Origin of the sequence: Proteus sp. G2618 (genome assembly GCF_009915995.1) — a bacterium.
Classification (GTDB): domain Bacteria; phylum Pseudomonadota; class Gammaproteobacteria; order Enterobacterales; family Enterobacteriaceae; genus Proteus; species Proteus terrae.
In genome coordinates this window covers 24,826-45,831 of sequence record NZ_JAABNI010000021.1, presented here as the reverse complement: position 1 = coordinate 45,831, position 21,006 = coordinate 24,826, and the positions used below count along the sequence as shown (strand labels likewise).

At 37.6% G+C, this 21,006-nt stretch carries 20 protein-coding genes and 1 other annotated feature; of the genes, 13 read left to right on the top strand and 7 right to left on the bottom strand.

Annotated features, from left to right (window positions below):
• Positions 1–59 precede the first annotated feature (59 nt).
• Genes artP through artM form a run of 4 tightly spaced genes read left to right on the top strand, consistent with a single transcriptional unit; the run spans position 60 to position 2,927 of the window.
• On the top strand, positions 60–788 hold the full coding sequence (artP, locus tag GWJ01_RS11115) for an arginine ABC transporter ATP-binding protein ArtP (RefSeq protein WP_088493315.1): 729 nt from the start codon (positions 60–62) through the stop codon (positions 786–788).
• Positions 789–802: 14 nt separating this feature from the next.
• Positions 803–1,537 (top strand): arginine ABC transporter substrate-binding protein, encoded by a 735-nt coding sequence (gene artJ, locus GWJ01_RS11110; RefSeq protein WP_023581291.1) that lies wholly within the window; start codon positions 803–805, stop codon positions 1,535–1,537.
• 17 nt (positions 1,538–1,554) lie between these two features.
• Positions 1,555–2,259, top strand: coding sequence for an arginine ABC transporter permease ArtQ (gene artQ / locus GWJ01_RS11105; RefSeq protein WP_075672479.1), 705 nt, complete (start codon positions 1,555–1,557; stop codon positions 2,257–2,259).
• Positions 2,259–2,927 carry an arginine ABC transporter permease ArtM gene (gene artM / locus GWJ01_RS11100; RefSeq protein ID WP_161711092.1) on the top strand — a complete coding sequence of 223 codons (669 nt, stop codon included), beginning with the start codon at positions 2,259–2,261 and terminating at the stop codon, positions 2,925–2,927. The genes artQ and artM overlap by 1 nt, the downstream gene beginning before the upstream one ends.
• 93 nt (positions 2,928–3,020) lie before the next feature.
• On the opposite strand, the gene GWJ01_RS11095 is transcribed toward artM, so the two are convergent.
• The 4 genes from GWJ01_RS11095 to GWJ01_RS11080 form a co-directional block, all read right to left on the bottom strand.
• Positions 3,021–4,220, bottom strand: coding sequence for a multidrug effflux MFS transporter (locus GWJ01_RS11095; protein ID WP_161711091.1), 1,200 nt, complete (start codon positions 4,218–4,220; stop codon positions 3,021–3,023).
• A 105-nt stretch (positions 4,221–4,325) separates the two neighbouring features.
• The gene (gene rlmC / locus GWJ01_RS11090) at positions 4,326–5,459 is read right to left on the bottom strand and encodes a 23S rRNA (uracil(747)-C(5))-methyltransferase RlmC (RefSeq protein ID WP_161711090.1); all 1,134 of its coding nucleotides are present in this window, start codon (positions 5,457–5,459) and stop codon (positions 4,326–4,328) included.
• Between the two features lie 29 nt (positions 5,460–5,488).
• Positions 5,489–6,007 (bottom strand): YbjN domain-containing protein, encoded by a 519-nt coding sequence (locus tag GWJ01_RS11085; RefSeq protein ID WP_109393533.1) that lies wholly within the window; start codon positions 6,005–6,007, stop codon positions 5,489–5,491.
• Positions 6,008–6,174: 167 nt separating this feature from the next.
• Positions 6,175–6,474 carry a YbjC family protein gene (locus tag GWJ01_RS11080; RefSeq protein WP_075672489.1) on the bottom strand — a complete coding sequence of 100 codons (300 nt, stop codon included), beginning with the start codon at positions 6,472–6,474 and terminating at the stop codon, positions 6,175–6,177.
• Between the two features lie 171 nt (positions 6,475–6,645).
• Between GWJ01_RS11080 and GWJ01_RS11075 the strand changes: the two genes are divergently transcribed.
• Positions 6,646–6,909 carry a GrxA family glutaredoxin gene (locus tag GWJ01_RS11075; protein ID WP_109393531.1) on the top strand — a complete coding sequence of 88 codons (264 nt, stop codon included), beginning with the start codon at positions 6,646–6,648 and terminating at the stop codon, positions 6,907–6,909.
• Positions 6,910–7,149: 240 nt separating this feature from the next.
• Here GWJ01_RS11075 and GWJ01_RS11070 read toward each other — a convergent pair whose 3' ends face one another.
• Complete coding sequence (locus GWJ01_RS11070) at positions 7,150–7,575, bottom strand: secondary thiamine-phosphate synthase enzyme YjbQ (RefSeq protein ID WP_109393530.1); 426 nt, start codon at positions 7,573–7,575, stop codon at positions 7,150–7,152.
• Positions 7,576–7,814: 239 nt separating this feature from the next.
• Between GWJ01_RS11070 and ybjG the strand changes: the two genes are divergently transcribed.
• From ybjG to GWJ01_RS11050, 4 genes are all read left to right on the top strand, one after another.
• On the top strand, positions 7,815–8,426 hold the full coding sequence (gene ybjG, locus GWJ01_RS11065; RefSeq protein ID WP_109393529.1) for an undecaprenyl-diphosphate phosphatase: 612 nt from the start codon (positions 7,815–7,817) through the stop codon (positions 8,424–8,426).
• 910 nt (positions 8,427–9,336) lie between these two features.
• Positions 9,337–10,653: an HAAAP family serine/threonine permease gene (locus GWJ01_RS11060; RefSeq protein WP_109393528.1), complete on the top strand. Its 1,317-nt coding sequence runs from the start codon at positions 9,337–9,339 to the stop codon at positions 10,651–10,653.
• 126 nt (positions 10,654–10,779) lie between these two features.
• Positions 10,780–12,144, top strand: coding sequence for an L-serine ammonia-lyase (locus GWJ01_RS11055; protein ID WP_109393527.1), 1,365 nt, complete (start codon positions 10,780–10,782; stop codon positions 12,142–12,144).
• Between the two features lie 364 nt (positions 12,145–12,508).
• The gene (locus tag GWJ01_RS11050) at positions 12,509–14,179 is read left to right on the top strand and encodes a formate--tetrahydrofolate ligase (protein ID WP_109393526.1); all 1,671 of its coding nucleotides are present in this window, start codon (positions 12,509–12,511) and stop codon (positions 14,177–14,179) included.
• Positions 14,180–14,329: 150 nt separating this feature from the next.
• On the opposite strand, the gene GWJ01_RS11045 is transcribed toward GWJ01_RS11050, so the two are convergent.
• Positions 14,330–15,532, bottom strand: coding sequence for a serine hydrolase (locus GWJ01_RS11045; RefSeq protein ID WP_109393525.1), 1,203 nt, complete (start codon positions 15,530–15,532; stop codon positions 14,330–14,332).
• A 157-nt stretch (positions 15,533–15,689) separates the two neighbouring features.
• On the opposite strand from GWJ01_RS11045, the gene GWJ01_RS11040 reads away from it, so the two are divergent.
• Positions 15,690–16,310: a glutathione S-transferase family protein gene (locus GWJ01_RS11040; protein ID WP_109393524.1), complete on the top strand. Its 621-nt coding sequence runs from the start codon at positions 15,690–15,692 to the stop codon at positions 16,308–16,310.
• A 1-nt stretch (position 16,311) separates the two neighbouring features.
• Here GWJ01_RS11040 and GWJ01_RS11035 read toward each other — a convergent pair whose 3' ends face one another.
• On the bottom strand, positions 16,312–17,133 hold the full coding sequence (locus GWJ01_RS11035) for an SDR family oxidoreductase (protein ID WP_109393523.1): 822 nt from the start codon (positions 17,131–17,133) through the stop codon (positions 16,312–16,314).
• A gap of 357 nt (positions 17,134–17,490) precedes the next feature.
• Positions 17,491–17,620, top strand: a sequence feature (His leader region).
• A gap of 44 nt (positions 17,621–17,664) precedes the next feature.
• On the opposite strand from GWJ01_RS11035, the gene hisG reads away from it, so the two are divergent.
• From hisG to hisC, 3 genes are read left to right on the top strand one after another with little or no spacing between them, the layout of a single operon-like run.
• Positions 17,665–18,564 carry an ATP phosphoribosyltransferase gene (gene hisG / locus GWJ01_RS11030; protein WP_161711089.1) on the top strand — a complete coding sequence of 300 codons (900 nt, stop codon included), beginning with the start codon at positions 17,665–17,667 and terminating at the stop codon, positions 18,562–18,564.
• Between the two features lie 6 nt (positions 18,565–18,570).
• Positions 18,571–19,899, top strand: a complete 1,329-nt coding sequence (gene hisD / locus GWJ01_RS11025; RefSeq protein ID WP_109402605.1) for a histidinol dehydrogenase — start codon at positions 18,571–18,573, stop codon at positions 19,897–19,899.
• Entirely contained in the window at positions 19,889–20,971 is a 1,083-nt protein-coding gene (hisC, locus tag GWJ01_RS11020; protein ID WP_109393520.1) for a histidinol-phosphate transaminase, read from the top strand. Before hisD ends, hisC begins: the two co-directional genes overlap by 11 nt.
• Positions 20,972–21,006: the final 35 nt, after the last annotated feature.

Sequence of the window (21,006 nt, the reverse complement as noted above, 5' to 3'; positions counted from 1 at the left end):
CATAATTATTCTTACCGTTTTATTATTTGAACCAGTTAATGACTATTCAGAAAAAACGCATGAGTATTCAATTAAAAAACATAAATTGTTTCTACGGTTCGCACCAAGCACTCTATGATATTAATCTGGAATGCTCTGCTGGTGAAACAATGGTTCTATTAGGACCAAGTGGTGCAGGTAAGAGCTCACTAATGAGAGTTCTTAATTTATTAGAAATGCCACGTTCAGGCGAATTAGAAATTGCGGGTCTACATTTTGACTTTAGCCAACAGCCTAACGCAAAGGCAATTCGTTCATTACGCCAAAATGTGGGCATGGTATTTCAACAATACAATTTATGGCCACATTTAACGGTTCTTGATAATTTAATTGAAGCACCTTGCCGTGTATTAGGTTTATCAAAACCGCAAGCCAAAGAAAAAGCGATGAAATTGCTTGAGCGTTTACGTTTGAGTGATTACGCAGGACGTTTTCCTCTGCATTTATCTGGAGGACAACAACAACGTGTTGCTATTGCAAGAGCATTAATGATGGAGCCTCAAGTTCTCTTATTTGATGAACCTACGGCAGCATTAGATCCTGAAATTACAGCTCAAGTTGTTGATATTATTAAAGAGCTATCTGAAACGGGTATTACACAAGTCATTGTGACCCATGAAGTTGAAATTGCACGCAAAGCCGCGAGCAAAGTTGTATATATGGAAAACGGCCGTATTATAGAGCAAGGTGATAACTATCATTTCACTGCTCCACAAACGGAAGCTTTTGCTAATTACTTGTCACACTAAATCAGGATCAGACAATGAAAAAAATATTATTTGCAGCACTTCTGACCAGTATTACACTTTCTGCAACTGCGGCTGAGAAAGAGACAATTCGTTTTGCAACTGAAGCAACATATCCTCCATTTGAAATGATTGATGCGAATAATCAAATTGTGGGATTTGATGTTGATTTAGCAAATGCAATGTGTGCAAAAATTAATGCTGATTGTACCTTTACCAATCAGTCATTTGATAGTTTAATTCCTAGTCTGAAATTCCGTCGCTTTGAAGCGTTAATGGCGGGTATTGATATTACGCCAGAGCGTCAAAAACAAGTTGATTTCACCGATTCTTACTATGATAACTCAGCAGTATTTATCACAGTAACCGGTAAAATCTCTGATGTAGCGAGCCTAAAAGGCAAACAAATTGGTGTTCAAAATGGGACAACCCATCAGAAATTCATCAATGAACAACACAAAGAGATGAAAACTGTTCCTTATGACAGTTATCAAAATGCGGTATTAGATCTTAAAAATGGTCGTATCGAAGCTATCTTTGGTGACACTGCGGTTGTTAATGAATGGCTGAAAAAAAATCCTGAATTAGGTATTGTAGGCGACAAAGTTGCAGATCCTAACTACTTTGGTACAGGCCTTGCGATCGCAGTAAGAAAAGGTAATGCTGATTTACAAGATAAATTAAACAAAGCATTAGCTGAAGTAAAAGCTGATGGCACCTATGATGTCATTTATAAAAAATGGTTTGAATAACAATAATAGCTTAATAAATGAATGAAATAACAACTCTAGCAGGTGCGGCCGTCACAACGGTCTCACTTGCTATTTCTGCTCTTATCCTCGGATTAATTCTAGCCATGCTCTTTACAGCTTGGGAATCCGCGAGATGGAAAGCCTTTGCTTTCTTAGGAACATGTTGGGTAACACTAATTAGAGGACTACCAGAAATGCTGGTGGTTCTTTTTGTCTATTATGGCACCCTACAAGGTGTCATGATGCTAATGGATGGAATTGATCTCGGTGCTTTCACCTTACAAGTTGATTTTGGTGATACTGAATCATTACCTTTCTATTGCGGTGTTATCGCCCTTTCACTTCTTTATGCTTCTTATGCATCGCAAACTTTACGTGGTGCATTAAAAGCAGTACCAACAGGACAATGGGAAGCCGGCCAAGCATTAGGTATGGGCCGTATTACTATTTTCTTCCGCTTTATCATGCCTCAAATGTGGCGTCACGCTTTACCAGGTTTAGGTAATCAGTGGTTAGTTTTATTAAAAGATACCGCTTTAGTCTCATTAATCAGTGTTAATGATTTAATGTTACAAACACAAAGTATCGCTAACCGTACTCAAGAGCCTTTTACTTGGTATAGCATTGTTGCATTGATTTATTTGGCAATTACTTTGGTCAGTCAATATATCCTGAAATGGCTAGAAATGAGAACGACTCGATTTGAACGGAGTGCCTCATAATGTGGGATTATATTGTTGATATTTTACCTGGATTACCAACAAGCCTGTCTTTAACAGCCGTGGCTCTATTGGTTGCATTTACACTTTCAGTTTTAATGACTTTTGTTTTGGCACTCAAAACACCTGTCATTAGCCAAATAGTCAAAGCCTATATTACCTTATTTACGGGTACGCCTTTATTGGTGCAGTTCTTCTTAATCTATTATGGCCCAGGGCAATTTCCTGTGTTGAAAAACTTTCCAACGATGTGGGAGTTATTATCAACGCCGTGGTTCTGTGCGATGGTCACATTAGCATTAAATAGTGCAGCTTATTCAACCTTGCTTTTTTATGGTGCTGTAAGAGCTATTCCTTCTGGACAATGGCAATCTTGCCAAGCGTTAGGAATGTCACCAGTACAAACAGCAAGAGTGATATTACCTTACGCATTTAAGCGTGCGCTTTCATCATATTCAAACGAAGTAGTTTTGATATTCAAAAGTACCTCACTTGCCAGTACTATCACCTTACTTGAATTAACAGGTTATAGCCGACAAGTCTTTGGTCAAAGCTATGATGTGATGGTTTTTGTTGCCACAGGTATTATTTATCTGTGTATCAACGGAATACTGACACTCTTAATGCGATTAATAGAGAAGAAAGCCTTAGAGTTTGAGCATCGTAATTAAAAACGAGCAAGCCAAACTGTCAATGTAAAAACACCCCAGCAGTTTTTACTCCGGGGTGTTTTTTTATGTTTGAATAAACAACAAATACATGTTCTATTCTTGCGTAGCCTGTTTTTCTATTAGCGCTTCTTTGTGGCTTACTCGATAAGCATTCAATGCTAATAAACTGCCCAATAACATCACAATTGCTAACGCTAATTTAGGTTGCACTGCTGAAGCCAGTGCTGTTAAACCAAAAGCAGCCCCTCCTGCCATTTGAATAAAGCCCACTAATGCAGAGGCAATACCTGCTGTTTGTGAATAAGGCTCAAGAGCATAACTTGTCGCAGGCCCCATAATAAAAGCAAGACCAGCGCAAGCACTTGCCACAGGCAGCATATAAATCAACCAATTATTTTGTAATTCAGCAGGAATAAATATCAAGCTACCTAACAAGCTCACACAGCCCAATCCCATTAACCCGCCCCCTAAGATCAAACAAATAGGTCTACCAACACGGTGAATAACCCGGTTTGCATAAAAACTGACAAACATTATCCAAAAACCATTTACACCGAAAACAATAGAAAAAATCAGTGCTGATAATTTTGCATCATTCATTAATACAATTGGGGCAAATGACACATAAGTTAATGCCATTCCCATAGTACCTGCATTCACTAAAGCAAAAGTTAAAAAGCGTTTACTGCATAAAATCTCAAGGTATGTTTTACCTAATTTTTGTTTTGATTGAGCTGTATTTTCAGGTTTTGTTTCTGGTAAAAAACGAGTGATCAAGATTAATACAAGCACTGAATAGAAAATTAAGAACCCGAAAGGTGCACGCCATCCCCAATATTCAGCCAATAATCCACCTAATAGCGGCGCCAATGCAGGGATAATATTTAACGTGCCATTTAAAAAACCGAAAACGCGAGCGGCTTCATTACCATTAAAACAGTCACGAACGCAGGTAAAGGCCACAACGGAAGTACAGCACACCGCTGAAGCTTGTAATAATCGTGAAATAATAAAAAGCGTTGAATCTGTCGAAATCGTTGCAATGATAGAACCCACAATATAGATAAGGATCCCAGCGATAGCGATTGGTTTACGACCGAACTTATCCACCAAAGGCCCCGATATAAGTTGCCCTACACCTAAGACTAAAATAAATAAAGCAATAGTAGATTGAATAAGAGATACGCTACTCCCTAAATCTTGAGCAATCGCAGGTATTGTCGGTAAATAGAGATCGATCCCCAAAGGCCCCAATAACACCATCACTAATAACAACGCTTTTAAATTCTGCATAAAATAGAATGCCCATCTAATAAAAAAGAAAACGCCCGATGTTATACATCGAGCGTTAAATACTGATTTATACTAACACTCAATCTCTATTTTGTAATAAATATCTTAGCTGTCTTGTAATACCAATAACGTAAGGACTTCATAGTGAGAAGTATGAGGAAACATATCAAACAACTGCACTCTATCTATTCGATAGTGAGAAAGTTGCTGAATATCTTTTGCCATCGTTTGAGCATTACAACTTGAATAAAGGATAAAGCGAGGTTTCATTTTATTGAGATAACCGCACAATGCCTCACCAATACCTCTCCTTGGTGGATTAACAAGCACTAATTCAGGAACAGACTCTTTAGCTAACGCATAACCGGTTGAATCTAATGCTTGAAACTCGACATGCTCTAACCCTAACTCCTGAGCTGATAAACGTGCACATTCAATAGCTTCAGGGCTAATTTCAATACCTGTTAATTGGGTTGATTTATCTGCACAATGCAACCCAAAGCCCCCTGATCCACAAAACATATCCCACAAATGTGTGATATTTAATTCTCTTACCCAAAGACCTGCTGTGGCATACAGTGATGAAGCCACCGCTGGATTAGTTTGAAAAAAACCTCTAGGCCGAATATGCAATGGAATTTGGTTAAATGATTCATCCATGAATGTTTTTTCTGTCAGAATAATTTCTTGTTCACCTTCCAAAATAGCCATATGCACAGGTTGAATATTAACAGAGATAACCGCTAATTGAGGCAATTGCTCTTGTAACCAAGGAAGTGTTTTACGAAGTTGTTCTAGTTTTTTTTCTGAACGCAAAACAAAGCGCAACATCATGGTGTTATTACTTCGACTCTCAGTTAATAAAATAAACTTGAGTTCACCACGGCGGCGTTCAATGTCGTAAGGTACTAGCCCTGCTTTTGCAATAAATGTTTTCAAAATAGAAAACACGGGTGCAAAAGAAACTGGATACAGTGGACATTCGCATAAATCGACAGCGACACCTTCTTTAGTTTTTAAGCCCAAAACGGGTCTTTCAACACTCCCGCTGACGACCATCTTTGCTTTATTACGAAACTGCGCTTGTTGGCTTTCAATAGGCGCTAATTTATCAAAAGCATAATCTTCTGGCAGTAATGCTAATAGGTTGTGCTGTTTTTTCTTGATTTGTTCAGGATAAGCAAGAGAAAGCCATTCACAAGAATGACATTCACCCGCACTAAATCGTGCGCATTGCATAAGATTTGTGACCGTTATGGAGATTAATATTAATGTACAGTATAGGAGGAGTCAGTTGATGCGCTATTTATCTCAACATCTTCGTCTTCATCATCTTCTTCATTTTCACTTTCTTGTTTTTCACCATACAAGAAACCGTTATTAAAAATTTCGCTAACGACTTCAGCAGATTGCTCTTCTGCTTTTTGTAAGAACAGATCGAATTGATTCAGTGAGATACCTGCAGCAACCGGAAATGATTGGCAAAAAACTAATTTTGGTAAGTTCTCATCACTAATTTCTAGAAATGTTTTAATAAATAAAGAGCTTGCATTAATTTGGCTTAGATTTGCCATTAATGGCACTATTGCTGACGGCTTTAGCTCAGCGATAGCGGTAAATACAAGTACATCTTCAAGAATATCAATTTTGGCATCAAAAATACCACTGATATATTGAAGATGTGGTAAATGTAACGCCTGACAAGAGTCACATTCATAGTAAGCAATCTGTAGTTCATCAAGCCAAGACTTTAGCTGATCCAGATCGGTAGTCACAACAGCGTTCATTCAAATAACCTTTACGCGCAAAAAAAAGAGTGCCTGTTGGCATTGATGCTATTTTGCCACTTTTTCTATCTTGAAGGCACTAATAAATAGAAAAACTAAGAAAATTAAGCCAATTTACATATTGGATTTTCTTAGTTTCTAATGCATTTTTGAGAAAAAACAGTTAACTATTCTTCGTTATTCTCTTTTTTCTTACTCTTTGTGGATTTATGATCAATCCCTAAAAAAGTTAATCGATAAATAGCACGCCATACAATATGGATAGCAGGCGGGATCATGCAGATAACGCCCAAAACAACTAACGTTAATTGTCCTGTATACGTTCCTAACCACTGCGGAGAAGTCATATATTGGTTGATATAAAGATAAGCAACCACTAATAAAATAATACCGATTATCTCAATGATGATAATGGGTTTTGGCATATCTGACAGTGATTTCATATCTCGATTTGAAGGCTTTTCCATTGTTTCTCCGCTAAATGCTGTATCGCAGTCCTATCTCATTATTCGGCAAATTGGTATAATTTATCACACTAAAAGGCAATAACTGTTTTTGTTTAGCCTAATAAAAGGGCATAGTAACAACCAATAGAAACTATTATGCCTGAATTTTATTTCTTCAATAAGGAGTGTCGTATGTTTGTTGTTATTTTTGGTCGTCCAGGTTGCCCATATTGTGTACGTGCTAAACAACTGGCTGAAAAACTATCTGAACAACTTGATGATTTCGATTTCCGCTATGTAGATATTCATGCTGAAGGAATTACAAAAGCTGATTTATCTAAAACTGTCGGAAAAGAAGTTGAAACTGTGCCACAAATTTTTATTGATGAAAAACACATTGGTGGTTGCACAGATTTTGAAGCTTATGTTAAAGAAAATTTAGGCATCCACAACTAATTCAAAAGCGCTAAAACAGTTTATTTATCAATATGTTTTAGCGCTTTCTCTTTTTTATCTCTCATCTTTTCTCTCTTTCTAAAAAAAATTCTATTTTTTTTCATTAGTTAGCGAACTTTCTTTCTAACCCGGAGTCTGAATTAGTGCCACTGCTTTTCTTTGATGTCCCCAAATATTGAGGAGCCCGATAGTTTCAACCCTTTTGGTGAAATAACTGTCGGGTTTTTTATTGTCTGAAATTTAGTAACACTCACCTTGCAAGGTTACGATAATACGACGACTACCGCCGTGATTTCGATGTTCACCAAGATAAATCCCCTGCCAAGTTCCTAAATTCAACTCACCTTGACTAATAGGAACCGTAACACTTTGTCCAAGTAAGCTACTTTTAATATGCGCTGGCATATCATCACTGCCTTCATAGGTGTGAAGATAGTAATCTTCGTCCTCTTTTACGCTTTGATTAAAGAAGCTTTCAAAGTCACTTCGCACTGTTGGATCCGCATTTTCATTAATCGTTAATGAAGCCGATGTATGTTGAATAAAAAAATGAGCAATTCCGATTTTGTATTGTCTTAGCTCTGGTAATTCTTGAATCAATGCTTGTGTAATTAAGTGAAATCCTCTTGGCCTTGAATTAAGGACAATATTTTTCTGGAACCACATAAAGTTATACCTCGTTGAAGATAAGAAAAAGAATGATGTGAGAGCAATAACATAAGCGCAATACTCTTTTTAAGAATGCTTTAGCTCAGTTTGATATAAAACTGACAAATCTTTTAAAAAAAGCACAATTAAATAAGAAAAAAACACTTTACCCCTATTACTCCCTCATTTACCCTTAAAAACTTGCGTATTATGTATCATAAACATCGCTTATCAGTACGACATGTATGGAGCCTAATTTGCTGGAACAATTCAATTTAGCCGTATTTTCAATGATGAATGCAACACCTACGGCATCTCCTTTAGAAATCGGTGCGGCGATAGTTATTGCTAAGTACCTTGTCTATCTTTTTCCGTTATCTTTAGTGTTCTATTGGTTATGGGGTAATGAAAAACATCTTAGTCAGCAAAGAACATTAGTGTGCAAAGCTGCCGTCTCTTTAGGTATTGCACTTTCTATCTCTTGGATGATTGGTGCAATTGCGCCTCATGAGCGCCCTTTTGCGGCTAATATTGGTTACAACTTTCTCGACCATGATGCAACACCTTCATTCCCAAGTAACCATGGTACGTTTGTTTTCACCATTGCTTTAGCTTATCTCTTTTGGCATAACAGCAAACGTATTGGCTATATTATGCTCGGCTTAGGACTTGCGATTGCTTGGGCGCGTATCTATCTTGGCGTGCATTGGCCAATCGATATGATTGGTGCTTTTATCGTTGCTCTACTTTCTTGTGGCCTTTGCCAGATCTTCTGGTCTAAAGGTGGCGATATACTCCAAAAATGGGTACAAAGGCTCTATCAACTCTGTTTTGCCTATCCTATTCGTAAAGGTTGGACAAAGGCCTAACCTTTCTAATACCGAAAAAGACCACATTTATTGTGGTCTTTTTTATATTTAGCTTAAATAACATTGCCCTTCAATATATTAATATATAAATAAAAATATTCTCTATTATTATATTATTTGTCTAAAAAATAAATGTGTTGTTATTTTAATCAAAATGAAACTTTTATATTCGTTATATAACGACCTACCAAACTCATTTATTAACAAATTCACTGTCGTATTTATAAACAATATTCTACTTATAAACGAAATATAACTATATTCATTTCATAAAATAAAAGAAATTCATTAATAAATAATCATATCACATCGTTTCTATATTCTTTTGTCTACTTTTAAACATTAATTAAAGAAAATTATTTATTGTTTTATTTCAATCGGATACAAGGTTAATATAATGTTTTAATTGTAAATAAAAATAACCAAATTGATTTTAATCATTTATTTTCCAGATAATAAAAATACCTAAAAACAATCATTAACATATGAATATTTAATTATTTAGCTTTATTTTACACTTACTTTAAAATTGGAAAATTATTTCAAAATATTTTAAAACCCCCTCTAAAAACACAAAATATAAAAAATGTTACATTTTCAGGTTTTTCAGTTATATTTAGCATTTGAGATGGTGATCACGGTAGTTTATCCTGAAAAACACTATATTCTGCACCTCTTAAGTCTGGATATAAACTTATTGAATATTTTTTCAAATTTTGAAAGAGCTTAATTCTTTTGAAATTTAAAGATTTTTATCTGTGGTAATTGAAGATATTGAGATAACACCAGGTACTCAATGCACTCATTTATTCATAATTAAATTTATGCCGTGATTGTTTCTAAAAAGAAATACAATCGCGCCCTTATTTTTTATTCATTATTTTTTTACCGCGTTATTTCGGAGAGTATTATGGATACAACCAAAGTTGGTTCTATCGCGTCGGGTAACACCCAAGGTGATTACAAAGCATGGCGTAAGTCAGATACAGTATGGATGTTAGGTTTATACGGTACGGCTATCGGTGCTGGCGTTCTATTTTTACCTATCAACGCAGGGATTGGGGGTTTAATTCCTCTGTTGATTATGTTAGTACTTGCATTCCCAATGACCTTCTTTGCACACCGTGGTATGTGCCGCTTTGTATTATCAGGTAAAAACCCAGGTGAAGATATCACTGAAGTTGTTGAAGAACACTTTGGTAAAACAGCAGGTAAATTAATCACTCTGCTCTATTTCTTCGCAATTTATCCTATTCTATTGGTTTATAGTGTTGCTATCACCAATACAGTAGAAAGCTTTATTGTGAACCAAATGCACATGGCTGCACCACCTCGCGCAATTTTATCACTGGTACTTATTGTTGGTATCATGTCGATTATTCGCTTTGGTGAACAAGCTATCGTTAAAGCAATGAGCGTATTAGTATTCCCATTTGTTGCAGTTCTAATGGTCTTAGCACTGTATCTGATCCCTGAGTGGAATGGTGCGATTCTTGAGACTCTCTCTTTTGATCACGCAACAACATCAGGTATGGGTCAAGGTCTATTAGTAACCTTATGGTTAGCTATCCCTGTAATGGTGTTCTCTTTTAACCACTCTCCAATCATTTCTGCGTTTGCTGTGGCGAAACGTGAAGAATACGGCGAAAACGCTGAGAAAAAATGTTCACGCATTTTAGCTTATGCGCACATCATGATGGTTATCACTGTAATGTTCTTCGTGTTTAGCTGTGTATTTAGCTTAACACCAGAAAACTTAGCAGAAGCAAAAGCACAAAATATCAGTATCCTGTCTTACCTTGCTAACCATTTTGAAGCGCCAGTTATTGCATATATCGCTCCATTTATTGCTTTCGTTGCGATTACTAAATCTTTCTTAGGTCACTACTTAGGTGCTCGTGAAGGCTTCAACGGTTTAATCATCAAATCACTGCGTGAAAAAGGTAAAACAATCGAGAAAGATCGTTTAAACAAAATCACTGCACTGTTTATGCTGATTACAACTTGGATTGTTGCAACATTAAACCCAAGCATTTTAGGTATGATTGAAACCTTAGGTGGCCCAATTATCGCAATGTTACTGTTCCTGATGCCAATGTATGCAATCCGTAAAGTACCAGCGATGAAGAAATATGAAGGCCACATCAGCAACGTATTTGTTGTAATTATGGGTCTTATCGCAATCTCAGCTGTTTTCTATAGCTTAGTTAACTCTTTCATGAGCTAAATAAGACATCTAATGGCTACTTCCTTAATCGGAAGTAGCCATTACAGCTTTAGGTTTCAAAACTGACACTTAACACTCTAATAATCACACAGTTGCGCCTTTAAATTAATTAGGGAGGCGAATATTATGGTTAGCGTCTTTGATATTTTTAAAATTGGTATCGGTCCTTCAAGCTCTCACACTGTAGGTCCAATGAAAGCAGGTAAGGAATTCGTTGATTTACTTGCTGAAAAAAATCTCCTCACTTCTGTTTCCCGCGTTATCGTTGATGTTTATGGCTCTTTATCTTTAACAGGTAAAGGTCACGCAACTGATATTGCTATTATTATGGGACTCGCAGGAAATTTACCTGATACTGTCGATATTGATTCTATCGCCCCGTTTATCAAACAAGTAGAAACAACCGGTCGCTTAATGCTGGCAAATGGCATAAAAGAAGTCGATTTTCCGGTTGAAGGCGGTATGAATTTTCATAAAACCAATCTACCCCTCCATGAAAATGGCATGACCATTACCGCTTATAACGGTGAACAGGTTTTATTGAAGAAAACCTACTATTCAATTGGTGGCGGTTTTATTGTTGATGAAGAGCATTTTGGTCAACCTGAAGAAAATGTGGTTCAAGTTCCTTATCCTTATCAATATGCGGCTGATTTACGTCGCCATTGCAAAGAAACAGGGCTTTCTTTATCTGCATTAGTGATGCAAAACGAATTAGCATTACGTAGTAAAGAAGAGATTTCGGCTCATTTCGCGGCTGTTTGGGAAGTAATGAAGTCAGGTATTGAGCGCGGTGTAAATACTGAAGGCTTATTACCGGGGCCTTTACGCGTACCTCGTCGTGCTTCTGCATTACGCCGTATGTTAGTAACCGAAGATAAAACCACAACCGATCCAATGACAGTTGTTGATTGGATTAACATGTTTGCCCTTGCTGTGAATGAAGAAAATGCAGCTGGTGGACGTGTTGTAACAGCACCAACAAACGGTGCTTGTGGCATTATTCCAGCAGTCTTATCTTACTATGATAAATTTATTCGCCCTGTGAATGAAAACTCTTACACCCGCTTTTTCTTAGTTGCTGGTGTTATTGGTTCACTTTACAAAATGAATGCATCTATCTCAGGTGCGGAAGTGGGTTGTCAAGGCGAAGTCGGTGTTGCTTGCTCAATGGCTGCAGGCGCATTAACTGAACTTTTAGGCGGTAGCCCAGAACAAGTTTGTATTGCGGCAGAAATTGCGATGGAGCATAACTTAGGACTTACCTGCGACCCAGTGGCAGGACAAGTACAAGTTCCTTGTATTGAACGTAATGCTATCGCAGCCGTACAAGCCGTAAACTCATCTCGTATGGCTTTACGTCGTGTCAGTGATCCTCGTATTTGTTTAGATAAAGTCATTGAAACAATGTACGAAACAGGTAAAGACATTAACGCTAAATATCGTGAAACCTCTCAAGGCGGATTAGCTATTAAAATTTCTTGTGACTAAACCTGAGAGTCTCAATACAGATATTTATGATAGATAAGGCGCTGATATCAGCGCCTTTTTTGTTTATTAATATCAATCTCAATACCCTTCTTTATTAATATCATCTTTTTTGTATGAGATTAAATTGTCATCCTTAGTTAAACTATGTTTTTTCAAAAAAGCAAAGCATCACTCAATAGTGATAATTTAAAGAAAAAGTAGGAGCTAACAACAAAAATTATTTAAATGGCATGACGATGAACGCGCTATCTAAAGTAAATAACTACAGATTAATCAATCTATTGGCCATATTTAGATTATTGTCTAAAGTTGATAAGTAAAGATCACTAGAGACATTAATAAGCGGGATAAAAAGAGAACTAAAATGAAATCAGATATTCAAATCTCCCAAGAAGCACACCTCTTACCTATTCAGGACATTGCTAAAAATTTAAATATTGATCAAGACGATATCGAGTTTTATGGCAAACACAAAGCCAAATTTAGCCACAGTATTTGGTCAAAAGTTACAACAAAAAAGCCCGGAAAGTTAGTTTTAGTTACAGCCATTAACCCAACACCTGCTGGTGAAGGTAAAACAACGGTCACTGTTGGATTAGGGCAAGCACTTAATCATCTTGGAAAGAATGCCATTATTGCACTTCGTGAACCCTCTTTAGGTCCTTGCTTTGGTATTAAAGGTGGTGCAACGGGAGGTGGTTATTCGCAAGTTGTTCCAATGGAAGATCTCAATCTTCATTTTACTGGCGATTTTCATGCTATAACCTCTGCCAATAACTTACTTGCAGCCATGCTTGATAATTCAATTTATCAAGGCAACCCTTTAAATATCGATCCTAAAAAAATCGTGTTTAAACGTTGTATGGATATGAACGATCGCGCTTTACGTAATATTGTTGTGGGATTAGGTGGCGAAAAAGACGGTATAACAAGAGAAGATAATTTTGTTATTACTGTTGCTTCTGAAATTATGTCTATCCTATGTTTGGCGATGGATATTGATGATTTAAAACAGAGACTTTCTCGCATCATTGTTGCCTATTCTTATAATGGTGATCCTGTTACAGCAAACGATCTGCAAGCTGTTGGAGCAATGGCAAGTTTATTAAAAGATGCAATTAATCCTAATTTAGTACAAACACTTGAAAATACGCCAGCCATTATTCATGGAGGCCCTTTCGCTAATATTGCTCATGGATGCAATAGCGTAAGAGCAACAAAATTGGCACTTCAACTTGCAGATATTACCGTAACAGAAGCCGGTTTTGGTGCCGACTTAGGTGCTGAAAAATTCTTTGATATAAAATGTAGGATCAGTGGATTACGCCCTGATTGTGCCGTCATTGTTGTAACCACTAAAGCGCTAAAATATAACGGTGGTTTAGGTAAAGGCGAATGGAATAATGAAGATCTAATTGCCCTTGAAAAAGGGATTGTGAATCTTGAAAAGCACATTGAAAACCTTAAAAAATATGGCTTACCGGTGATTGTCTCTCTTAACGCTTATGTCACTGATAGTATTGCAGAGCACCAGTTTATCGAACAATTTTGCCAAGATAGAGGTTGCCGATTTGCAATTACCAAAGTGTGGGAAAAAGGAGGCGAAGGTGGTATTGAATTAGCTAAGCAAGTGATTGATACACTTGAAAATGAACAGAGCCAATTTCAATTAATTTATCCTAATGATATCTCACTTAGCCAAAAAATCGATATCGTTGCCAAAGAAATTTATGGGGCAAATAGTGTGACCTATAGCCAACATGCTAGCAAAATGTTGGAAAAGATAGAAAGTATGGGCTTTTCTCATTTTCCTGTTTGTATGGCAAAAACTCAATATTCACTTTCAGATAACCCCACCTTATTGGGTCGCCCAACTGATTTTACAATCAACGTTCGTGAAGTATATGTTTCTGCTGGTGCTGGTTTTGTTGTCGCTTTAACAGGTTCTATCACAACAATGCCAGGATTACCGAAAACTCCTGCAGCTATTACTGTGAATGTTGATAATCAAGGTAAAATCGATGGGCTTATTTAAGTTCTAAACTAGAGATATTCCCTGACTTTATTGAATATAAAAAAATCCGTAATCATTAAATAATTACGGATTTTTTCTATAAAAATAACAACTAGTCTTTCTTTTTGGGTGAAAAACTCAGTAACGCTTTGATAGAACCATTATTGGGAATTAGCCAAAAATAGCATTAAACCAACCGGATACTGTTTTAACTACAAAATCCCAGATACGACTAAAGATCCCACCTTCTTCAACCGCTTCTTTTACAACCAATGGGCGCTGTTCAATCACTTCATCATTTAATAAAAAGTTAACTGTACCAACAACCTGATTTTGAGTTAACGGCGCTTCTAATACAGGATTGGTTAAAGTAAAAGAGGCTTTCAGGTTTTTCAATTCACCTTTAGGAATAGTAATTGAGGCATCATTAGCAACCCCTAACGCCACTTCGCCTTTATTGCCGTACCATACTTTTTGCGTTGTCAGTGGTGTATCTGCCTTTACTGGTGTTACCGTTTCAAAAAAACGGAAGCCCCAACCTAATAATTTTTCACTTTCAGCAAAACGCACTTTATCTGATGGTGTTCCTAAAACAACAGCAATTAAGCGCATGTCACCTTCCGTTGCCGAAGAAACAAGATTGTATCCTGCTCCATTGGTGTGACCTGTTTTCACGCCATCGACATTCATATTCTTATTCCACAATAAACGGTTACGATTTGGCTGACGAATATTGTTGAATGTAAATTCTTTTTCTTTATGAATTTCATACTCTGAAGGTACATCGCGGATCATGGCTACCGTGAGTAATGCCATATCCTGCGCAGTAGTATATTGTCCCTCAGAATCTAACCCATGAACGGTTTTAAAGTGTGTGTTTTTTAAACCGAGATTGTTAGCGTAGGAATTCATTAAATCAACAAAGGTTTCCTGACTACCTGCAACATGTTCTGCTAAAGCAATGCTGGCATCATTGCCTGATTGAATAACCATGCCTCGGTTTAAATCAATTACTTTGACCTGATCACCCGGTTTTAAGAACATCAATGACGATCCCTTTAATACCGGATTTCCTGTTGCCCATGCATTGCGCCCTACAATCACCGTATCGTCAGGTGACATACGGCCTTCTTTGATAGCTTGTCCAACAACATAGCTACTCATAATTTTTGTAAGACTGGCAGGATCTAAACGCTCATCAGGTTTTTCTGATGCCAGAATTTTTCCGCTGTTGTAATCCATTAATACATAAGATTTTGCCTCTATTTGAGGAGGCACTGGATTATTTACCGCAAATGAAGGACTAGAAATAATTAGCAGTAAACCCATTCCCGCAGTAACCTTACCCAGAACAGATGGAATATTTTTTTTCATTACCGATCACCCTTTTATATCAATTTGTTAAAGCTTTCCTACTATATGGCTTTCTGGAATAAGACGCCAACATTGATATACAGAGATTTATCTTATATTCATATTTAGCGCCCTATAGAGGGAAATTTTATTACTTATCGTGGTTTAGGAGACCTTTATGTTAAAAGTCTGGGGTAGAAAAAACTCATCTAACGTTAAAAAAGTTCTTTGGTGTTTAAAGGAACTAAATGTTCCTTACGAACAAATCGATGTTGGGGGCCCTTTTGGTGGACTCAATGAAGCAAATTATTTAGCTATGAATCCCAACGCTTCAATTCCAACCTTACAAGATGATGACTTTGCTTTATGGGAGTCTAACACCATTATTCGTTATTTATGTGCAAAATATGAAAATAACACACTCTATCCCATTGATCCTAAACAACGAGCAAATGTAGAAAAATGGATGGATTGGTCAAATGGCAGCCTATTTTCTCCCATTCAACAAATGATGATCATGATTGTTCGTACACCTAAAGAGCAACAAAACCCTGAGATTGTTAACGCATTGAAAGAGAAGCTTAATAAATTAATTAAAATTGCTGACGACCAACTTGCAAAAACCACTCACTTTGCAGGAGATTCATTCTCTCTTGCTGATATGGCGATCGCACCATTGGTCTATCCATGGTTAGAAGTTTGCAAAGATAGACCACACTTCCCTCACATTGAGCGTTGGTTTGCACAATTAAGTGAAAGACCTATTTTCCGTGATATCGTGCTACTGCCAGTAAATTAAGTTAATTCATTGGCATTTTGTCGGGATCTGGATAATGGTAATGAAATCCAAGATCTCGACAAATCTCCTGACCATCAATCTCTCGTATTAAAGGTTTCTCTTCCTCAACAAATTCTGGCGGAATAAGTTCGAGTTGATTTGATGCTCTTGAGTAAAAATCTTTCTTTTTAGGGTGAATTGGGGCGCATAAATTATATAAATGGCCACCTTCATTCTGCGCAAGAAGTTGTTCAACAGCAAAAATTACATCATCCAAGTGGACTAAATTAACGCATTGATGAGCGCCTTTGACCTGTTTTTTACCTGATAAAAAACGTCCTGCATGACGCCCCGGCCCGACTAATCCAGCTAATCGAAGAATATCAACTGTGGTCAACGGTAAACGATGTAGCCAATTCTCAACTTCTGCTAACATTTTGGCTGATTGTGTTTCTGGTCGAATATCCATTTCTTCCGTGATATTACCTGTTTGATTGCCATATACAGAAGTAGAGCTAATGTAAATAACTCTAGTAACATGGCGAGACATTGCGCTATCCACCAGCGTTTGAATGGCTTCAACATAATCATAACCACCACCAGCTGCACTTGGCGGTAACGTGATAATCAGGACGTCCGTTTCCATTAAGTAATCAAAATCATCTCTATCACATTCAATTGCGGGTGTTAAATTCACTAAACAGCAGTCAACGCCACTCATTCTTGCTGCTTCTACGCCATCTTCGGTGGTTTTAGTCCCTTTAACTTGATAGCCTGCATCACGCAACGCAACGGCAAGTGGTAAACCTAACCAACCTAATCCTACGATGGTTATTCGTTTCATTTTGCTCCCCTACTTAAATGGCTTAGTCAAAGTATGATATAAAATTTTCGTTTCGCCATTACTTATAAATACTACTTATATTTCGTAAACGTTTAGCATCTCCCTATATACTCGCCTACTTGTTCCATTAAGTAAATAAGAGAAATATTAAAATTACATTAAAAACAAAAGGTTACAAAATAATTAAATTATTATTAAAAAATAGGTTGCTTTCTGCTTTGTAAATCATGTAGGTTGAAAGGCAGACAAATTCTAAATGCAGGTTACTAAATACAGATTAACAGTAACGGGCATTATTAAATAACAAATAGTGTTATTAGCTAGGAAAATAATTATGTATAGCATTCAACTAAGCCACCATCATCACCATCACCCTGACTAGTCTTTCAGGCGATGAGTGCTGGAAGACGTTTAAGAAACGCTTCCGGTGGTCTGAATGCAGATAACAACTAAAACCCCGGAAGGCAACTTCCGGGGTTTTTTTATAGCTAATTTTCATCACAAAAATACGGACAATGATAGGGTAATATTATGTTAGATAAAGCAAGATTAAGAATCGCAATGCAAAAATCAGGACGTTTAAGCGATGATTCCCGTGCTCTTTTAGCGCGTTGTGGCATCAAAATTAACTTAAATCAACAGCGTCTGATTGCTTACGCTGAAAATATGCCAATCGATATTTTACGTGTTAGAGATGACGATATTCCGGGATTGGTAATGGATGGTGTTGTTGATTTAGGGATCATCGGTGAAAACGTTTTAGAAGAAGAATTATTAAAACGTCGTTCTCAAGGTGAAAACCCAAGTTACCTGACGCTACGCCGTCTTGATTTCGGTGGCTGCCGTTTATCTCTGGCAACCCCTGTCGATTTCGATTATCAAAGTGCGGAATGTTTAAATAATACTCGTATAGCAACCTCCTATCCAAATCTGCTCAAACGTTATTTAGATCAAAAAGGCATCAAGTTTAAATCGTGTTTATTAAATGGCTCTGTTGAAGTCGCGCCTCGTGCAGGCCTTGCTGACTCTATCTGCGACTTAGTTTCTACTGGCGCAACATTAGAAGCGAATGGATTAAAAGAAGTTGAAGTGATTTATCGCTCAAAAGCATGCTTAATCCAACGCAATGGTGAAATGGAAGCTGATAAACAAGCACTTATCGACCGATTACTGACACGTATCCAAGGTGTTATTCAAGCTCGAGAATCAAAATACATAATGTTACACGCACCAAGTGATTGCCTTGATGATGTGATTGCATTACTTCCGGGAGCTGAAAGGCCGACTATTTTACCTCTGGCGGGTGACCAAAATCGTGTTGCAATGCACATGGTAAGTAGCGAAACCCTATTCTGGGAAACAATGGAAAAGCTAAAAGCATTAGGTGCAAGTTCAATTCTTGTTTTACCAATTGAAAAAATGATGGAATAAGGTGAAATGATGAAAACGGGTTTTAATACATTAACTTACTGGAATAAATGCACTAAAGAACAGCAACAAGTGCTATTAACTCGCCCTGCTATTTCTGCATCAGGTTCAATTACAGAACAAGTTGCTAGCATCATTTCACAGGTACGCAATGATGGGGATAAAGCGCTTAAAACACTTAGCCAAAAATTCGATAAGGCAGCGCCGGAAAGTGTTTTGGTGTCAAAATCGCAAATCGATGAAGCCTCATCAAGACTTGATAGCAAAATAAAACAGGCAATAGCACAAGCGATGAATAATATTCGTCGCTTTCATGAGGCGCAAATTCCTAACACTATTAACGTGGAAACGCAGCCCGGTGTATTTTGTCAGCAAGTCAGCAGGCCCATTGATGCAGTAGGGCTTTATATTCCCGGAGGTTCAGCGCCATTATTGTCAACGGTAATGATGTTAGGTATTCCAGCCCGTATTGCTGGTTGTCGTAAAGTTATTCTTTGCTCACCGCCCCCTATTGCTGATGAAATTTTATATATTGCTCAACAAATTGGTATTGATGAAATCTTCCAAGTCGGTGGCGCGCAGGCGATTGCAGCCATGGCATTTGGTACGGAATCTATTCCTAAAGTTGATAAAATTTTTGGCCCCGGTAATGCTTATGTAACTGAAGCAAAGCGCCAAGTAAGTCAATCGCTACAAGGTGCAGCAATCGATATGCCAGCGGGGCCATCTGAAGTGCTAGTGATTGCTGATGCAGACGCAAATCCTGCATTTATTGCTGCTGACTTACTTTCACAAGCTGAACATGGCCCTGATTCACAGGTTGTATTATTAACACCGGATGAAACACTCGCCAAAGCCGTTATAGCTGAAACTGAAACACAACTGGCACTATTAAGCCGTGCTGAAATAGCGAAACAAGCACTTGCAGAAAGCCGTGTCATTATTACTTGTGATCTCGACCAGTGTATTGAAATCAGTAACAGTTATGGCCCAGAACACTTAATTATTCAAACCAATGATGCTGATGCTCGTGTTGATAGCATTACCAGTGCTGGCTCTGTTTTCCTTGGTGCTTGGTCGCCTGAATCAGCAGGAGATTATGCTTCTGGTACTAATCACGTTCTGCCGACTTATGGCTATACAGCAACCTACTCAAGCTTGGGCTTAGCTGATTTTATGAAACGCATGACAGTACAGAAACTAACCGCACAGGGATTATCTGATTTGGCACAGACAATTGAAATATTAGCGCAAGCAGAACAACTCACCGCACACAAAAATGCTGTCACACTTCGTGTTAACGCTTTAGCTCAGGGGAAAAAGAGTGATGAAAACTGAATTTGATATCAATACACTTGCAAGAAAAAATGTACGTGAATTAACACCTTATCAGTCTGCTCGACGCTTAGGAGGAAATGGTTCTGTTTGGTTAAATGCAAATGAATACCCTCTTGCACCTGACTTTACTTTTAATGAAAAAAACTTAAACCGTTACCCTGAATGTCAGCCTGTTAACGTCATAAATCGTTACGCAAAATATGCAGGTGTAGAGAGTAATCAAGTCTTAGTGAGCCGTGGCGCAGATGAGGCGATTGAGCTCCTTATTCGTGCGTTTTGTGAACCGGGTAAAGACGCCGTGCTTTATTGCCCACCGACATATGGAATGTATAGCGTTAGTGCTGAAACCTTCGGTATAGAACAGCGTGTTGTCCCTACACTTGCTAATTGGAGTCCAGATGTCAAAGCCATCGCATCACAGCTTGATAATGTAAAACTTATCTATCTGTGCAGCCCTAACAACCCGACAGGAAATCTTGTTGATCCTTCGCTTATTCGTGATGTATTAGCGTTGGCTAAAGACAAAGCCATTGTTGCAGTAGATGAAGCCTATATTGAATTTTGCCCACAAGCATCAATTGTTTCATGGCTTGAAGATTATCCGAATTTAGTTATTTTGCGAACCTTATCGAAAGCTTTTGCTTTAGCAGGGCTTCGTTGTGGTTTTACGCTTGCCAACCCACCTGTCATTGAATTATTACTAAAAGTGATCGCACCATACCCACTTTCAACACCTGTTGCAGATATTGCTGCGCAAGCGCTTACAGATGCAGGTATTGAGATAATGAAAAAACGAGTGGCAGAAATTTCACGCAACAGAGCTATTTTATCTGATTCGTTAAAAAAACTGCCTAATGTTGAACAGGTTTATAACAGTGAAACCAACTATATTTTAGTGAAATTCACTGATGCGACTCTAGTTTTCCGTACTTTATGGGAACGAGGGATTATTTTACGCGATCAACAGCGTCAATATGGGCTTAATGGCTGTTTGCGTATTTCTATCGGTACCGCAGAAGAATGTGATAGCGTGATTAATGCCATAAAAGATATTCAAACTGCAAACGTATAAAACATTAAAAACGATAACAACAAAAAATCGCAACT